Genomic DNA, 16533 nt, shown 5'->3' with positions numbered 1-16533 from the left:
TAAAATGAACGAAGTCTCTTAAAACTTATTCCGCAAAATTGTGACTCGCGTCAACGGAATCCACCTAGCGCAGCTCCCAATTTCTTTTCACTCAGATACAATTTCAAATTAATAAATAGCAAAGACGTCCAACAAAGCCATAATTGGTACATCTTTTGTCTAATAAAATTTATACTCAGAAATCAATGGATAATTTTTACCATTCGATTGAATTCAGACATTTATTCAGTTACGGAATTTTTGATCATGAAATTATTGACTACCCAAGCACCAAATCCTCTATTTAAACGTTTGGCGCCTTCAATTTCGGCCAAATTTAGACCAGTTCGCCTAACAGCGGCCGTAGTATCAATTGCATTAGTGACACAATTAACCGCCTGCGGCACCCTATTCTATCCAGAACGAAAAGGACAAACTCAAGGGCGTCTCGATCCCGGAATTGTAGCACTAGATGGTGTTGGCTTGCTGTTATTCATTATTCCCGGACTGATAGCCTTTGGTGTCGATTTTTACCACGGTACAATTTATTTGCCAGGCGGTAAAAGCGCCAGTTTAACGCCAGATGAGCTCAACTCTTTGCAAAAAAACAAGCAAGTTGATGAATCTGCGCTCAAAAATATGGTTAATACAAAATTTGATTTAAATGTATCGCAATCACAAGAGTTAACGCAGATGTCTTTTAAGTCTGTTAACGCTCTTGCCGAGGCCGTTCAATTGGCAAACAACCAGCATAATTTTGCCAGCCGATGACACGCTCTTCCCGAAGCGAGATTGATTGATACTTCGGGAATCATAAAGACAAAACCAATGTCTATTCAGTGGCGCTAGTGACTTGTAATTTACACGCTCTAGCGCCATATTTATGAAAAGGTTCCCATTTCTGCCTCAACCAGACATCGGTAGCAACAATGTTTAATATTCTTACGCCTTCAAAATTTAATTTCTCTAAAATTCGTAAACACATTACCGCCTCTATTGCTTTACTTGCAGTGTCATTACCGGTTTTCGCTCAATTTGTTGACGAAAAACAGTGGCCTAAAATTACTCCGTTAACACCCACAGACGAAGCACATCTTGTGAACCAAAGAGATTCCATTGATGAACTTACCTCGTTAAAACTAGGAACACCCATTAAAGGCAACAAGTCAGATTTAGAGACGTTGCAAAGAATAATTGATCAAAAATTAATCCCGTCAAGCGACAGATTACAATTGCAAGCGCTTGGAGTGGTGCTAGGTGATCAATTTCAAAGAGAATATAAGCTTGAATGGCGTGTCTATGAAGACCAACTTGGCCGCAGTCGAGCCTTATGTTTTCCTCAAACTGAGCACTGTATTTTTCCAATCACTATGCTTTCAAGACGTATGGAAGCAGGCCTAAGCCCAAACGTTTCTGACATTTACGCCAAAACCGCAGAAAGCTTAAAGCCATTAACCCCTAAGTTACCCTACTCGGTAAATTAAACGCTCAATAAATTCAGCTAAAAACTCTGTATTTTTCACCGGTTCGAGTATCCTTTGCTAATTTGCCAAATCTGTAGAAGGAGTAACCGGTGAACGACAATACCGTAGGAGAATCAATAGCCCAACTCACTGCGCTGTACGATGCAATTGCCACTTTTTTGGTGACCTACAGCTTCCAAATAATTGGAGCTATCGTTATTAGTTTGGCTGGGCTTTTGGTCGCCAACAAAGCGTCAAACTGGGTTAAAAAAATCTGTCTTGCGCGTCATTTAGATGTAACTCTTACCAACTTTGTCTGCAATTTGGTAAAAATTACGGTCGTTGTAATGACCGTTGTGGTAGTGCTCAATAAACTCGGCATCAACATTACGCCTATGGTGGCGGCAATTGGTGCACTGTCTTTGGGTGTTGGACTAGCAGTACAAGGGTTGCTTTCTAACTACAGTGCCGGGCTGAATATTATTGTTACGCGCCCGTATCTGGTCGGCGATACTATTTCGTTATTAGGTGTGACCGGTGTCGTTAAACAAGTTAATCTTGCAACAACGGTTTTAACCAACGAAGACGAAGAGCAAATTACTATTCCAAACCGACATGTCATTGGCGAAATTATTCATAATTCCAACGCATGTCGAGTTGTAGAACTGTCTATTTCGGTTGCTTACAACAGTAATTTAGATTTGGCGCAACAAGTAATGTTAGACGCTTTTCGATCGGTAGTAGGCAACGATTCTAGAGAGCCACAAATTGGCATTAATAATTTTGCCGACAGTGGCATTGAATTGGCAATGCGTTTTTGGGCTCCAACCACTAAATATTTTGAGCAAAAATTTCTTACTAACCGTGCAATTTACGACGCTCTCATTAAAAACAACATCGAAATTCCTTTCCCACAAAGAGAAGTTCGTTTTCTAAATTCATCATCACACACCCAATAATTATCTATGAATTATTTAAAACCCTTACAGAAAAACGGCGTTTATTCCGAAGATTTGGAAGACATTGCTAAACTGTTAGAAGATCGTGCGTCAAGCAAAGGATTTAAACATCCTCAGTCGGTCTATCATTCAATGGCTGTAGATTTAGCACTAGGAACCCTAGAAATGAAAACCGAGGCTGAATCTGAACTTGGTAAAAGCCACTCATTAAAAGATTGGTTAGCCATTATTTTGGGTCAATAAAATCGCTTTAATTAAGCAATTGGTAGAACGAAAAGATTTTTTGCGCCGCGCTTGCGGCGCTGCTTTGAGATCGAAATTTTAAACAATAAAAATCTATATCCAGCGATACAAGAGTGTGTCACCAACATTTAGAACGGTAAGTGCTTGAAATTGCGAAGAGATTGAAAATCACATTGTCAATTTCTTCGCTCCGATTAAATCATTGAAGAGTTCATCGGAGCTTTCGATAGAAAAAGTAACTTATTTACAGCAGTTCTCACGGTACTTCTTATAGGAAACTCTGATTAACCTAGAGTTTATCGCGACACAAGGATGTGTCGCCAATTTCAAGAACGGTAAGTGATTGAAATTGTGAAGAAATTGGAAATCACATTTTCAATTTCTGTCCTCTGATTAAATCATGGATGAGTTAATCAGAGATTCCTATAGTACTTCTAAGTCTTATAATACTTCTAAGTCACGTTTAAGCAGCTCTCTCGGTAGATCCTGTTCAAGCTGAAGAATGTTAACCTCTTCAAATACGATGTAATCAATTTCTAACTCTTCACACACCGTTTTTCGCTCTAAACGCGCCGCTAATTGTGTGGGTGTTAAGCTCGTGCTCCAAATATCAATAAACAATCCGACTCGCGGTAAATAAAAATCGAAAATTAAACTCGCACGAGCTGGATGAGCAATATTCTGTGCAACGACCACACCGGTCAAATAACACCAAGATAAAAACGCTGCCGCTTGCGGGCTTTTAACATCAATACCGTTTAAGCTGCACAAACGCGGTTTAATTTCGATATTGGTGAGATTAACGCACGCTTGTTGAAAATAATCCTGCGCCAATAACGATTTGGGCCAAGAGCACCAAGGCACACCGGTTTTAGCGTTTTCGTGCTGAATACCACCAACCGACGCCCCCAAAGGTGTAAGCGTCCAGCCTTTGTGTTCGCGCTTCAACCAACCGCAATGTTGAAGTAATAAATTCACCAAACGGCCGCTTAAGCCAACTTCTTTGGCAATATCACTGGCTTTAAGCGTTTCATCTTTATCAAAGCGAAAAATAGGATGCGTTAACGCACTTTCCGGCCAAACAATATAGTCGCCGAATTTTTTGCTGTGGCGAACCTGACCGCCTTCAAACTCACCCTTGGCGGTTAAATGCCACTGATCGCCCTGCTGAGTCAGCCAGCCCGATTTAATTAAGACTTCGGTGACTTCTTTTAAAGATACGCCCAGCGCATCGGCCATTGCTGACCGAGAAAATACTTTTTCCTTTGGTGTTGCAGAAGTTGGAGATTCTGTCATGACTGAGTTTTTCGGTACTTTTTAATAAGGTCGTAAGCAGCTTGGATTTTTTGCGCTCGCTCGGTGGCCATTTCAATCATTTCTTGAGGAACGCCCTGACCTTGGAGCTTATCTGGGTGATTTTCACTCATCAATTTGCGATAGGCTTTTTTAACAACCGGATCACTAGCATCAGAGGCAACACCCAACGATTCATAAGCCAATGCCAATTCATCTTTACTCGGTGTATAGGGTTGCGAGCCGTGTCTTTGCTGTTGTTGGTAAAATTGCGCCTGTGCGCGCAACATCGCCATAAGCTGTTTAAAAGCAAACTTAGAAACACCTAAATGCTCAGAAATCTGCCCAAGGCATTCTTCTTCAGCATCATCAATTTGACCATCGGCTAACGCAATATTAATAAGATAGGTCAATAAAGTTTGTCGTAAGCTGGGTAATTTATTACCAATGGAATTGAATTCACCGACAACGCCAGGAAGATCAAAGTCCGTTTGACCACCTTTCTTAAAGTATTCGATCGCTTTAGCACGCATTGCAGTCGAAAGCTGCATATGTGCCATAATTTCTTCTGCACGTGCCACTTCCTGCTCAGACACTCGACCGTCTGCTTTAGCAACATGCCCCATTAATTGGAAAACAGAAGAAAAGAACACCTGCTCTGCATGAGCACGATCTTCAGCGGATAACTCAGGACGAAACTTGGACAAACCTCTGTCGAAAAAATGTCCTAAAGCGACGCCGACAATAGCACCAATGGGGCCGCCTAGGGTTATCCCGAGTAAACCACCTACTACCTTTCCAAAAAACATCTCACATCTCTCTTAAATCGATGAACAAGAGTATACCTAACCAGAGGTAATCAGCTCAAAACCTTTGCAGAATTCAAAGCTTGCATCCTAACAGGACTCCCAATAGAAGGCATATAGACAGCAGAACAAAGGGATAGGTTTATGGAGAAGAAAATCTTGAAAGGAAAAAGCTATCAGGATGTAACCAGCGAGATGTAGTCGGTGAGATGTAGTCGGTGAGATGTAACTAGGCAAACAGAATGCGCCTGAGCACACAGAGATCAATGTCGATTCGGCAAAAGGCTCTATGGGAATCGTGGATGAAAAGTGTCATTCGCAGTCAAAAAAAACCCTGCTAATGCAGGGTTTTTTCAGAACAACGTCAGGCCAATTACTTAGAAGTAATTACTTAGGGCCAAAGGTTCCGATTTCTTTCACAAATGCATCGCGTGCTTGCTCTGCAATGGTAGAAAATTCTGAGCTTTGATCTTTAAGAAGATCAAACAACGCTTTGCTAGAATCGATATTGAATTGCAAAAGCTCTTCAGGCGATTTCAATGCTTGAGCTTTTTTAGCTTCGTCTTGGAAAAAACCGGACAACGCTTGAGCAGCTTTTTGCTGTTGAGCAACGGTTTTAGAGATAACATCTGCCTGCATAGTCATTAAAGACTTAACAGATTCAAATGGTTTCATCAGATCTTCGTTCATGAGATTAATCTCCTAGAAATATTTCTAAATAGCGAACTTCGTTAAACTATTCGTACCATTGAATGACTGTACGACTACGCTCTGTACATACTCTTTCGTACGCTTTTCACAACCATTTTGCAATCGATAATGTTCGTAAGGAAAAATAATCGCTGGTTTTCTTACTCAAATGCCAAACATATCTTTTGCTGCAATGCAGCAATTGTTATTCAACCTCATCCTAATGTCAAGATTTTGTTAGGGAAACTCTGATTAACCTAGAGTTTCCAGCGACACAAGGATGGGTCGCCAATTTCAAGAACTGTAAGTGATTGAAATTGTGAAGAAATTGGAAATCACATTTTCAATTTCTGTCCACTGATTAAATCAGGGATGAGTTAATCAGAGGTTCCTTAGAGATATTGATGAACTATTCCAATGAAGACAATCCAAAGACTGATATTACGCCACGCTAAACTCAAGGAAAAAGCATGCGAAATCTGATGCTTGGATGTTTTCTAATCGGGTCATTATTCTCCATTGCAACCAAAGCCCAAACATCAGACCGTGTTCATGAGCCATTTCCCGCCGAGGCAAACCCAAACGGAGTCATCGTCCAAGTCACCTGGCCAGAATCGAACGATTCCATTCTGGTAACGGTTACTAACGCAGATTCTTACCGCCATAAAATACAGTTGCCCAACAAAGCGCATTTGGCCAACACAACTAACCTGCCTGAAAGCTGTAATCAGGCACAAGCAATCTCGCTTATTTCTCGAAAAGTTAACTTAACGCCGCAATCTTGTATCACATATCAATTGCGTATTGATGAATTTGACCCCCCAGCTTGGCGAGGAAGAACCTCAGTTGCTCATCAAGATTCAGTTTGGCAGCTAAATACCTACGATTGGCTAATCCAAACATCTGCGCCAACCACGGTAGAACTGATTCTTCCCAACGGATATTCGGTCACAAGCCCATGGCCGTTACAAACAATGGGCGATAATCACTACCGTTTGAGCATCACCGAAGCACCCTCTAATGAATCAGGGCATTTAATCATCGGCCATTTTTTAGGTGGTCGAGAATTTCTTGGCGCTATGGAGATCGATTTTGCCTACCTAGGTCACGAGAAAGATTTTGGCAAAATACACTTGTGGATTCAAAAAAACATCGAGCAATTACAAACAACTATCGGGGCAAATCCAAGCTATCGAATACAGGTAATCGCAATTCCAACCGCCCCCATTCCCTCGGGTGAACCGGTTCCTTTCGGGCATGTGGTGCGAGCCGGCACACAAACCGTTAGATTTTATGTAAATCCCGCAGCAACCTCCCAAGAGCTTATGTCTGACTGGACCGCTGCCCACGAATTCAGTCATTTGTTGCAACCCTATCTTGGCGATAATGGACGCTGGGTATCTGAAGGCTTCGCCAGCTATTACCAAAATGTATTAATGGCAAAGCTAGGTGCTTACGATGAAAGAACCGCGTGGAAGAATTTATTGGCAGGATTTCAGCGCGGCATGGACGTTCGCCCAAAGGTCTCGCCGAATCAGAGTCCCAAAGCGGGTATGAGAAGCGCCCGCATGATGATTTATTGGAGTGGCGCTGCCATCGCGTTAATGGCCGATGTCGAAATTCGGAAAATGACCAACAATAAACAATCCCTAAATTCGGTTTTCGCTGAGCTAGCCAATTGTTGCTTACCTGCAAATCGCAGCTGGAGCACGATAGAAATGTTCACCAAGCTCGACACCTTTTTACCCGAGCCGGTTTTTATGCCTCTTTATTCACAATGGGCCGACCGTACCGGCTTTCCAGATGTTGCGCCAACGCTTGCCGAAATTGGTGTTATTTATAAAAACAATATTTTTAACTCGAACCTTAATTTCATAGAAACATCTCATACCGATATTCGACGCGCCATAATGTCAGCAGATGTTAATTAACTCAAAAGCAATGGAAACTCTGACGAACCTAGAGTTTCCTGAAGTCAACCAATAGTAATAAAATTACTTTTTAGACTACCAACAAAAAATTACATTTTTACTAAATTCCAAAACTCGGTAATAAACGCAATACGTCCATCTTTTTTCTTGAGAAATACTGCTGTAGCTCGATTTTCATAATTATGTCGAACTGACACCCACTCTTCGCCTTCTTTATTTTTGCCAATGGCTACGGGATACCAAAGCGAATCAGATCGCCCCGCTCTTTTCACCCGAATAACATTTTTACGAGTATCAAAATAAATCTGTCCAAACTCTGCTGTGCTTTTGTCTTCATTAATAAAACGTGCCGTCGCTTCGGTATAACGACCATCAATCCATTGATAATTGTCGGTTATGGTTAAAATTTTTGGTGCTTTTGGCGGTGGTCGCTTAGCGTGTGCAACAACGGCATTCGCGAGAACATCTTGTAAACGGCTAACCAAGGCGCGATCAAAACGGTTAATAACAACGTAGTAAGCACCTTCGGCTTCCTGGCTAAAACCAAATCTGGATAAATACCCGTCGGCGTCACCCGAATGCCCATGAAATAAATAATCTTCTACTAAAGCCGTGTAATTACCCAACGCATAACCAAAAGTTAATCCTGATTCGGCAGCTAAACCAGTATTGGGTGTAATGAATTGTTGTAATTCTTTCGCTGACAGTAACTTAGGATTCAACAACTCCTGCAAATATCGGCTCATATCCAAGGCAGATGCATTGAGACCACCAAAAGGTCGATAAACCGTATGCCAGTAGGGAATTACTGTAACTCCGTCAGATTTATAACCTATCACCCGAAGCGAACTCTGTTTAAATCCGGCGGTTGTCATACCCAAAGGATTGAGCACCACTTCGGCTAAAAAGTCTTCATAAGGTTTCCCACTCACCTGTTCTATCACGTAACCAACAAATCCCGCGCCTAAATTACTGTATGAACTAAATTCGCCCGGATTCCAGCGTGTATGGTGGTATTGCTTAAATTTCAGCAAGGCGTCTTCAAGAGGTATCGGCTCGTTAAAATCAAACTCATCACCACTGATATCGGTGAAGCCGGCCGTATGTTCGAGCAGTTGCGCTAAAGTAATATCGTTGGCATAAGAATTTGTTATCCAGCCATCTTCAATGAATTTCGAAATCGGGTCGTCAAGCGCGACCTTATCGGGATATTGTTCTATTAATTTTAATAAAGCGATAGCGGTAAAAGACTTTGTAATTGAGCCTAAGCGAAATACCGTCGAAGCGCTAACAGGCTCAATGGCTTGAGCATTAGCGTCAACGGGCACATTGCCAAAATTCACAAAAAAAGTATTTTGTGGAGTAATAAGCACGGCCTGGCCCGAAAGCCCCGGATATTTCGAGACGACGTCATTCAATTGTTTGTGAACGAGTGGAGGAATAGGCAAGGTAACTTTTTCTGACGCATTAACGCCACTGATTACTGCACTAAAAAAGAAGCTAAATAACGCGGTAAAAAATACCCATTTTTGAGCAAATAGCGTTGCAAATGGTTGAAAATGTTTCGTCGTCATTTGAAGAAATTTAATACTCCGTCGCTGATATAACCGGGTGAATTTACCAAGCTTTCCAAGAAGCTCAAGACGTGGTTAACTGCTATTTTCTACTACCCAATATCAGATTACATAACTATGAGACGAGATCCACAGTTAACCCTAGATGCGTTAAGAACACTTGACGCCATCGACCGCCGTGGCAGTTTTGCTGCCGCGGCCGAAGAATTATCAAAAGTCCCCTCTGCGTTGAGTTACAGTATTCAAAAATTAGAGGAAGAATTAGACCTACTTTTGTTTGATCGTTCCGGACACCGAGCATTATTAACACCCATTGGCCGACTCATCTTAGAACGTGGCCGTGAAATTCTGCACGCAACCGAAGAAATGATCTCTGATGCGCGCGCCATGGCGGACGGCTGGGAGCCGGAAGTTACCATTGGCGTAGAAGCGTTATTTGAAGAAGAGCGCTTATTTCCACTAATTTCTAAATTCGAAAAGGTCTCGGGAACGCGCGTCAAATTGCAAAGCTCGGTGCTTTCAGGCACTTGGGAGCTTCTCGAACAAGACAAGGTAGACCTGGTCATTGCCTCAGACATTGGTATTCGCTTGGCCGAAATCCAAACCCGATTTTTGTACAACGAAACCATTATGTACTGTGCGGCGCCAACGCACCCAATCCATCAAATGGAAAATCCGTTGGCTGAAGAATCTCTGACGCAATTTCGCGCAATCGCCGTGGCAGACTCAGCCATTACACGTCCGAAAAGAGAAGTCCGACTGTTTGATAAGCAACCTCGCTTAACCGTTTCTAGTATCAGTTTAAAGATTAATGCGCTGGTTAAAGGAATTGGTATCGGCTCTGTTCCCATCTCTCGCGTGCATGACCTATTAGATAACGGCAGCTTAAAGGTCATTGGCGACGGTGCACCACAACAAGTTGCCATGCAGCTGGCGTGGAAAAACCAACACATGGGCAAGGCCAAACAGTGGTTTATGCGCGCCATTACGGACTTATGCCAAGAGTCCTAAGAGCCGAATAACAATAGGAAACTCTGATTAACCTAAAGTTTCTCGCGACACAAGGATGTATTGCCAATTTCAAGAACGGTAAGTAATTGAAATTGTGAAGAAATTGGAAATCGCGTTTTCAATTTCTTCCCTCTGATTAAATCAGGGATGAGTTAATCAGAGGTTCCAATAAGTTTACAACGATTCTCCTTCTGTAATTCCAATAAATTAAAACGATTAGAATTTGCAAAACATTTTTGCATAACAAAAGTTTAACCGAATCTAATAACATCTCTAAAGGCTCTCAATTAAGGGCCTTTTTTTATTTGTTTCTAACACCAGAAACACCTAATCTTTGCGCAATAAAAATTGCCCAAGATTATTTATCGATGATGAACAACAAAACCACGTTTAAACACCGCCATAACCAGCACAATCCTTTAAAGACCACCTTAAAACAGGTCGCTAAGAATTTAATAGTGATCACATCCATCACTCTTGCAGCCTGTGCAAACAACACCACGTCTAATAAATCAGAATTTAGCGCAGAAAATACCACTTCCATTTACACGCTGAATAGCCAAAATAGCTGCAATAAAAATATCAAACTAGAGATTTTAGGCTCGGGAGGCCCAGAATTAGATGATCACCGTGCCTCTACAGGTTATTTAATTTGGATCGATAACAAAGCACGCTTTTTAGTAGATTTTGGTTCGGGTTCGGCATTACATTTTGAGCAATCAAACGCACGTATTGAAGACCTAAGCGCGGTGTTACTAACGCACTTACACGTAGACCACACTGCCGATTTACCTGCATTAATAAAAGCCTCTTACTTTACTGACCGCCGCGAAAATTTATTAATTTTCGGCCCTACGGGTAATTTTAAAATGCCAGACACGGAAGAATTTATCACCGGATTGTTTGGTGAATCAGGTCCATTTCGATACTTATCAAATTATCTTCCAAGCACGAACAACGAACAGTCTCAGTATGTTATCGAAGCCCAAAACATCGATCATTTAAAACAAGAAATTGTTACTCATAAAATCGAAGACGATCTTCACATATCGGCAACCGGTGTAAAACACGGAATTATTCCGGCTGTTGCTTGGCGAATAGATATTGGCAACTGCTCAATCAGTTTTAGTGGTGATATGAATACCGGCGGTGACGCATTTATTCCATTAATTAAAAACAGCGATGTTTGGGTTGCGCATAACGCAGTACCCGAAGACGCCGGTCGCATTGCAAAAAGCCTGCACATGCCACCGCCTGTTATAGGAGAGTTTGCAAAAGCTGCAAATATTCAGCAATTAATTTTATCGCACAGAATGAATAGAACCCTTGGCCGCGAACAAGAAACCAAACAAGGCATAGAGCAATCTTTTTCTGGCAAAATTTACTTCGCAGAAGACCGCGACCAATTCATATTAAACAAAAAAAACTCTGATTAATTCAACCATGATTTAATCCCAAGAAAAATTAAAAACCGAACACATCAAAAAGAGAATGACCATGAAAAATGTTGTTATTACCGGAAGTAATCGAGGCATTGGACTCGCGCTGGTTGAGCACTATCTCAAACAAGGCTTTAACGTTATCGCCCTTTGTCGAAGTGCAAGCGACGCACTTAAAAGCTCAGGCGCCAACATTATTGAGCACATTGATGTTGGCGATGACAAAACCCTTGTGCAATTAAAACAACAGGTTGCCGAGCAACTCAAATCTGATCACATAGACATTCTTATCAACAATGCCGGTGTGTTAAGTCGTGAAAGCATTGGCTCTCTAGACACAGACGCCATTGCACAGCAATTCAACATCAATAGCATTGGCCCTTTAAGAGTTACCAGCCAACTACTGCCCCTACTCACCTCGGGTTCAAAGGTCGCAATGGTAACCAGTCGCATGGGATCTATGGCTGACAACACCTCGGGAGGGTATTATGGCTACCGAATGTCAAAAGCAGCATTAAACGCCGCAGGTGTTTCTTTAGCGCTTGATCTCGCACCCAAAGGCGTTGCGGTGGCACTGTTGCACCCCGGATTTGTGCAAACCGACATGGTTGGTGGTAATGGCGATATCACGCCCAAACAGTCCGCAGAGGGTTTAGCCGCACAAATCGAGAAGCTCACCCTTGCGAATTCCGGCGGCTTTTGGCATTCCAATGGCGAAACCTTAACTTGGTAATGAACGTTTTATGAGCAACACCCAAATTCACGAAATGAATACACAGCAACACACGCAACACAACAATGCCTTCGAAACACTCCGTGCAAAACGCCTTGCCGAAGCCACAAAACCGTTTTTGGCGCGTGGCGCTAAGGTAATTCGCTGCAAGCGTTGTCAGCTCAGCCGATGCATTTGTTCATTTCGTGAAGGGGTCAACTCAGATATCGACGTTATTTTGCTGCTTCATCGAAATGAAGTTTTAAAACCCACCAACACCGGCCGCTTAATTGCGGATTGCTTTCCAAACAATACCTTCGCCTATGTTTGGGCAAGAACCGCCATCGACTCGAATTTAGAGCAATTATTAAAAGACCCAACGCGAGAATTTTTGCTGTTATTTCCCGGTGAAAAAAACCCGCAGTTAACCGCCACAACAATTACTGAATTACCGCAAGACAAAAAACTTACCGTAGTAATTATTGATGCAACTTGGAAGCAAGCGCGAAGAATGTATCTACAAAGCCCTTGGTTGCATCAATTCCCATGTATTCCTCTGTCTGAAGACCAACTTTGCGGACAATACGGCATGCGCAAAGCGCCACGAGACATGCAAACCTCTACTGCAGAAGCATTTATCGCCGCATTGAATAATTTAAATAAACCCGCAACGGCCGAACACTTACTCGCCTATTTTAAAATATTTAATCAGCATTATTTATCCATGCGCATGAACGTTCCGCTAGAAAAAATAGGAAACTCTGATTAACCTAGAGTTTCTCGCGACACAAGGATGTGTCGCCAATTTCAAGAACGGTAAGTGATTGAAATTATGAAGAAATTGGAAATCGCATTGTCAATTTCTGTCCTCTGATTAAATCATGGATGAGTTAATCAGAGGTTCCAACAGTAAATAATTTCGCTGAAAAATAATTACCCAAAGGATATTACCCATGTGCGGAGGCGTACGATTTAAAGCCGATGGTGACGAATTGAAAATTTATTTTCCAAACCCAAAAGCCGTGTTACCCGTACGCCAAAAAGACGGTAGCCATAAACTGGTGGCCTGGGGCAGACGAGAAAACCAACCCGGATTTATGCCAAGAGGCGGCTGGGCAAGACTCGACTCCATTCATTCGGGCAAATGGAGCCAATACTCACCTATTCCCGTTAAAATTGACGTTGAAGCCTTTATGGAAAAAGACATCAACAACGAAAGTCAATGGTACGAACTAAAACCCGGCGAATTTATTCAAGGTTTAATCGCCACACTGGGCAACGAACAACGTTTATACGTAGTAACCGAAGCATCAAACAACAGCAACCACAAAACCGGACGTTGGCCCCGAGTAATCTCTGAAGAAACCTAAATCTCCACATTATTCACAACCATAAAACGTTGTTATTAAAATACCGGTAAATAAATTTAAAAACTTGATAATTAAATAAGAACCCGTAACTAACCAAAAACCATTTATTTACTAAAAGTCTTTAATTAATTAAAAGCCTTTAATGAACCCAGCCAAAATTTGGCTAAAGAAAACAAATTAAAAATACAGCTTCTAAAATAAAAATTACAAGTTTAAATAACAATCGAGACACAAATTCAAACAGCGCAAAATTTAAAAATGAATTTTACGCCAAACACTTCAAAACATTGACCGCACAACACTTTCAAGATATCTTTTAGAAAAATTACCCGAGATAACGTCACTATGACATTGAATGTTGGGAAAGGCGTCGTTGAGATATCTATTAAACTGTTAGAACCACTCAGTGGTTTTATAAGTGGTAAATTTTAGATGTGACGTAAACTTAAAGTTATTGTTCTTGGTGTTTTTAAGCAAAGTACGAAATTAAAACAATTACAAAATCGTGGCACCTAATTTTTAGTAAAAATTAGGTTTACGTTGGGCAGTTTTGCTTTTCATTGTTTTAATGAGTAGTGCGGTTGCGTAAGGCTGAGCAGTTTTGTTCTTCGTGGCCTAAATTGGCAAACTTGGTTGCAGAAAGTAAGGTAACTCAAATGTTTAGTTGTACACTTTTAGCAATGCAAAATAGTTATTATCGCGGTTGTTCTAACAAGCAGCTCAAATCGACCTCCACTGCGTTACTCGTTTTGTATTTTTTCGCTACGCTCGCACAAAACAATCAACTTCGTTCCGGCGGTTTAGCTGGTCGTTAGCTGCGCCAAGTTTCATCGTTAGTGCGCCACTACTCATGTTTCATCAGGGCTTGACATTACCGGCGTTTATGGTTATTTGATAATCTTCATGTGATTAGTTACAATCAATAGATCGCCATTTGATCTACGAGGCTACATTGTGGCACGTTATATTAAAAAAACTGTAAAAACTGTAAAAACTGTAAGCGGTAAAAATATGGATTATCGCTTTGTTAAAGTAAACGGTAATATGAAGAAAGTGCAAGTTCAGGCTGCAGATGGTGCTTTTAAAGCAGCTATTAGACTCCGTAACTCCCGTAAAAAGGCAATAGATAAGGAACTTCTCATTCATGGTATCACCGGCTAATACTACAATGCATCCGGATTACAATCCAATCTTTGAAAAATTAGTTATAAACACTGATCCTGATAGTAAAGATCGATTGATAGGAATGCTTGCCTACGCAGATTATAAGGAAGAAAAATTTCAGTGGAAAGAGCAGTATAGGCAGTCAAACGGTGTGGATACTGTTCCGAAGGAGGATGTGAAGAACTTTCTTCTCTCATATCATGATCGGAAGTTAAACAAACTTAGAAGTGATGCAGAGGAAATGTTGTATGTGTTTGCTGAGCACTATCTTGAAGAACAAGTGCAAGATGCTTATGAAGAAGCTCTGAAAGATGAGCTATTGGAAGAGTTGAAGTCCATTAAAGAGCATATATCAAGCACTGTTACTAAATACAATGATGGTTGGTTCTTTAGTCCTTTGAAGAGTGCTGTTGGCTCTCTCATGTTTGCAGTGGCGGTTTTTGTGGTTTCTGTGTTCGTTTCGTTTGCTATTCCCGACTCTAATTACAGTAAGTTATTTCAATTCATTGTCGGCGGAGAGGATTTTGTTATTATAAAAAGCGATGATTAGCTGAAAATTCAAAAACTTGTAAATCCATACTTTGATAGCACCTTCCTTTCGAACTCTATCTACAGCCGACAAATTTGTACAGTTGACACTTTGGGCTCTGTTTCGTTGCGGGCAAGCCTCGCCGGTGTAGTCCACAACTACACTCTAGCCAGAACGTAAAGAAGTTATCCTTCCCACTGATCAGATTCCCAGTATAGTTATACTAAAGAGCTACGGTTATCTTCCCTTATTAATACAACTCACTCGTAGAGATTTAGGTAGCTAATCGGTATTCCTCTGGAGTCATATTATTTAAAGAATCATGGGATCGTTCGGTGTTGTAGAGCTTGATCCAGTTTGTTGTCATTTCAAAAACTTCATCTAAATTTCTAAACAGATACAAGTCCAAAATGTCATTGCGATAGGTTCGATTAAAACGTTCTATGTACGCATTTTGATAAGGACACTCCGGTTTAATGTAATCAATGATTACATTGTTGCGTTCAGCCCATTGCATAAATTTACCTGACGTAAATTCAGGGCCGTTGTCGACACGGACTTTCTCCGAGTAACCGTGCCAAGCAGCCAATTGATCAAGATAACGGGTGACTCTTGTTGCTGGTATTTCTGTGCCAATATCGATACCAAGCGCCTCACGATTAAAATTGTCGATAACATTAAAAGTACGAAAACGTGTTTTGTTATGCGGCGCATCGCTCATAAAATCCATCGACCAGGTTTTTCCAATGCTGATGGGCACCGCTAGTGGGACAGGATTTCTTGGCGGTAAACGTTGTTTTCGTTTGCTTCGAATATTCAACTTCATATCGGTATAAACACGCTTGTGATTCCAAGGTTTTTTAACTTGCGAAGTCGATGGAAGCATTTGGGAAATCCCCAGCTAGAACGTTTTTCAATGAACTGGCCCAAAATATCCCTAATTTCACTGTCGTCTAAAAGCTGTGGATCATAATAAAATGCCGCTCTATAGAGGCCGATAACATCGCAACAGGTTGTGATGCTAACGCGGTGTCTGATCTGTAGTTTATACTGAGAGGACGCAGAATACTATTAGAGTTATATCAGCACGAAAAGCAAATAAGAATGAGCGTGCAGCTTATGAACGCGGAACATTCTAGAATTAGGAGATTATTCATGATTATTAAGAAAATTACCGCTGAACAAGCAAAGAAGTTAAAAGGAAAAACCAATTGGCAAGAGGTTGACGAAATAACTGATGAAGAAATAACAAAAGCGGCAAAGGATGATCCTGATTCTGCATTGCCAACAAAAGAAGAGCTAGACGAATTTAAATCAGTTAAAGACAAAAAGGACGAGAAATAGTTATGACTATTAAGAAAATTAGCGGT

18 protein-coding genes are annotated in these 16533 nt (G+C 41.3%); 13 read left to right on the top strand and 5 right to left on the bottom strand.

All coding sequences use genetic code 11. The features are described from left to right. Window positions 1-246: 246 nt before the first annotated feature. The 4 genes from ACYQ28_RS02225 to ACYQ28_RS02210 all read left to right on the top strand — a co-directional run bounded on the left by ACYQ28_RS02225 (window position 247) and on the right by ACYQ28_RS02210 (window position 2644). Window positions 247-750 (top strand): hypothetical protein, encoded by a 504-nt coding sequence (locus ACYQ28_RS02225; protein ID WP_460047755.1) that lies wholly within the window; start codon window positions 247-249, stop codon window positions 748-750. A gap of 158 nt (window positions 751-908) precedes the next feature. Next, on the top strand, window positions 909-1463 hold the full coding sequence (locus ACYQ28_RS02220; RefSeq protein WP_460047754.1) for a DUF3806 domain-containing protein: 555 nt from the start codon (window positions 909-911) through the stop codon (window positions 1461-1463). A gap of 89 nt (window positions 1464-1552) precedes the next feature. Next, a complete protein-coding gene (locus ACYQ28_RS02215) occupies window positions 1553-2401 on the top strand; it encodes a mechanosensitive ion channel family protein (protein ID WP_460047752.1) in 849 nt (282 codons plus the stop codon). Window positions 2402-2407: 6 nt separating this feature from the next. Continuing rightward, window positions 2408-2644, top strand: a complete 237-nt coding sequence (locus tag ACYQ28_RS02210; RefSeq protein ID WP_460047751.1) for a hypothetical protein — start codon at window positions 2408-2410, stop codon at window positions 2642-2644. 441 nt (window positions 2645-3085) lie between these two features. On the opposite strand, the gene ACYQ28_RS02205 is transcribed toward ACYQ28_RS02210, so the two are convergent. From ACYQ28_RS02205 to ACYQ28_RS02195, 3 genes are all read right to left on the bottom strand, one after another. Further along, complete coding sequence (locus ACYQ28_RS02205) at window positions 3086-3940, bottom strand: helix-turn-helix domain-containing protein (protein WP_460047750.1); 855 nt, start codon at window positions 3938-3940, stop codon at window positions 3086-3088. After that, entirely contained in the window at window positions 3937-4746 is an 810-nt protein-coding gene (djlA, locus tag ACYQ28_RS02200) for a co-chaperone DjlA (protein WP_460047748.1), read from the bottom strand. The genes ACYQ28_RS02205 and djlA overlap by 4 nt, the downstream gene beginning before the upstream one ends. Window positions 4747-5130: 384 nt before the next feature. After that, window positions 5131-5433 (bottom strand): hypothetical protein, encoded by a 303-nt coding sequence (locus ACYQ28_RS02195; protein ID WP_460047746.1) that lies wholly within the window; start codon window positions 5431-5433, stop codon window positions 5131-5133. 470 nt (window positions 5434-5903) lie between these two features. Between ACYQ28_RS02195 and ACYQ28_RS02190 the strand changes: the two genes are divergently transcribed. After that, window positions 5904-7364, top strand: coding sequence for a hypothetical protein (locus tag ACYQ28_RS02190; protein ID WP_460047745.1), 1461 nt, complete (start codon window positions 5904-5906; stop codon window positions 7362-7364). A gap of 89 nt (window positions 7365-7453) precedes the next feature. Here ACYQ28_RS02190 and ACYQ28_RS02185 read toward each other — a convergent pair whose 3' ends face one another. Then, window positions 7454-8938, bottom strand: coding sequence for a serine hydrolase domain-containing protein (locus ACYQ28_RS02185; RefSeq protein WP_460047744.1), 1485 nt, complete (start codon window positions 8936-8938; stop codon window positions 7454-7456). Between the two features lie 117 nt (window positions 8939-9055). Between ACYQ28_RS02185 and ACYQ28_RS02180 the strand changes: the two genes are divergently transcribed. The 7 genes from ACYQ28_RS02180 to ACYQ28_RS02150 all read left to right on the top strand — a co-directional run bounded on the left by ACYQ28_RS02180 (window position 9056) and on the right by ACYQ28_RS02150 (window position 15184). Continuing rightward, window positions 9056-9949 carry a LysR family transcriptional regulator gene (locus ACYQ28_RS02180; protein ID WP_460047743.1) on the top strand — a complete coding sequence of 298 codons (894 nt, stop codon included), beginning with the start codon at window positions 9056-9058 and terminating at the stop codon, window positions 9947-9949. Between the two features lie 305 nt (window positions 9950-10254). Beyond that, on the top strand, window positions 10255-11385 hold the full coding sequence (locus tag ACYQ28_RS02175; RefSeq protein WP_460047742.1) for an MBL fold metallo-hydrolase: 1131 nt from the start codon (window positions 10255-10257) through the stop codon (window positions 11383-11385). Between the two features lie 61 nt (window positions 11386-11446). Further along, window positions 11447-12121: an SDR family oxidoreductase gene (locus ACYQ28_RS02170; RefSeq protein ID WP_460047740.1), complete on the top strand. Its 675-nt coding sequence runs from the start codon at window positions 11447-11449 to the stop codon at window positions 12119-12121. A 10-nt stretch (window positions 12122-12131) separates the two neighbouring features. Further along, a complete protein-coding gene (locus ACYQ28_RS02165; RefSeq protein WP_460047738.1) occupies window positions 12132-12869 on the top strand; it encodes a tRNA-uridine aminocarboxypropyltransferase in 738 nt (245 codons plus the stop codon). 184 nt (window positions 12870-13053) lie between these two features. Further along, complete coding sequence (locus ACYQ28_RS02160; RefSeq protein ID WP_460047736.1) at window positions 13054-13470, top strand: hypothetical protein; 417 nt, start codon at window positions 13054-13056, stop codon at window positions 13468-13470. Window positions 13471-14424: 954 nt separating this feature from the next. Beyond that, window positions 14425-14631 carry a hypothetical protein gene (locus ACYQ28_RS02155; protein ID WP_460047734.1) on the top strand — a complete coding sequence of 69 codons (207 nt, stop codon included), beginning with the start codon at window positions 14425-14427 and terminating at the stop codon, window positions 14629-14631. Then, window positions 14615-15184, top strand: coding sequence for a hypothetical protein (locus ACYQ28_RS02150; protein ID WP_460047733.1), 570 nt, complete (start codon window positions 14615-14617; stop codon window positions 15182-15184). Before ACYQ28_RS02155 ends, ACYQ28_RS02150 begins: the two co-directional genes overlap by 17 nt. 253 nt (window positions 15185-15437) lie before the next feature. On the opposite strand, the gene ACYQ28_RS02145 is transcribed toward ACYQ28_RS02150, so the two are convergent. Further along, the gene (locus ACYQ28_RS02145; protein WP_460047732.1) at window positions 15438-16049 is read right to left on the bottom strand and encodes an integrase core domain-containing protein; all 612 of its coding nucleotides are present in this window, start codon (window positions 16047-16049) and stop codon (window positions 15438-15440) included. 269 nt (window positions 16050-16318) lie between these two features. Between ACYQ28_RS02145 and ACYQ28_RS02140 the strand changes: the two genes are divergently transcribed. After that, on the top strand, window positions 16319-16507 hold the full coding sequence (locus tag ACYQ28_RS02140; protein WP_460047730.1) for a hypothetical protein: 189 nt from the start codon (window positions 16319-16321) through the stop codon (window positions 16505-16507). Window positions 16508-16533: the final 26 nt, after the last annotated feature.

Source organism: Sessilibacter sp. MAH1 (genome assembly GCF_054658315.1).
This window is presented reverse-complemented; position numbering and strand designations above follow the sequence as displayed.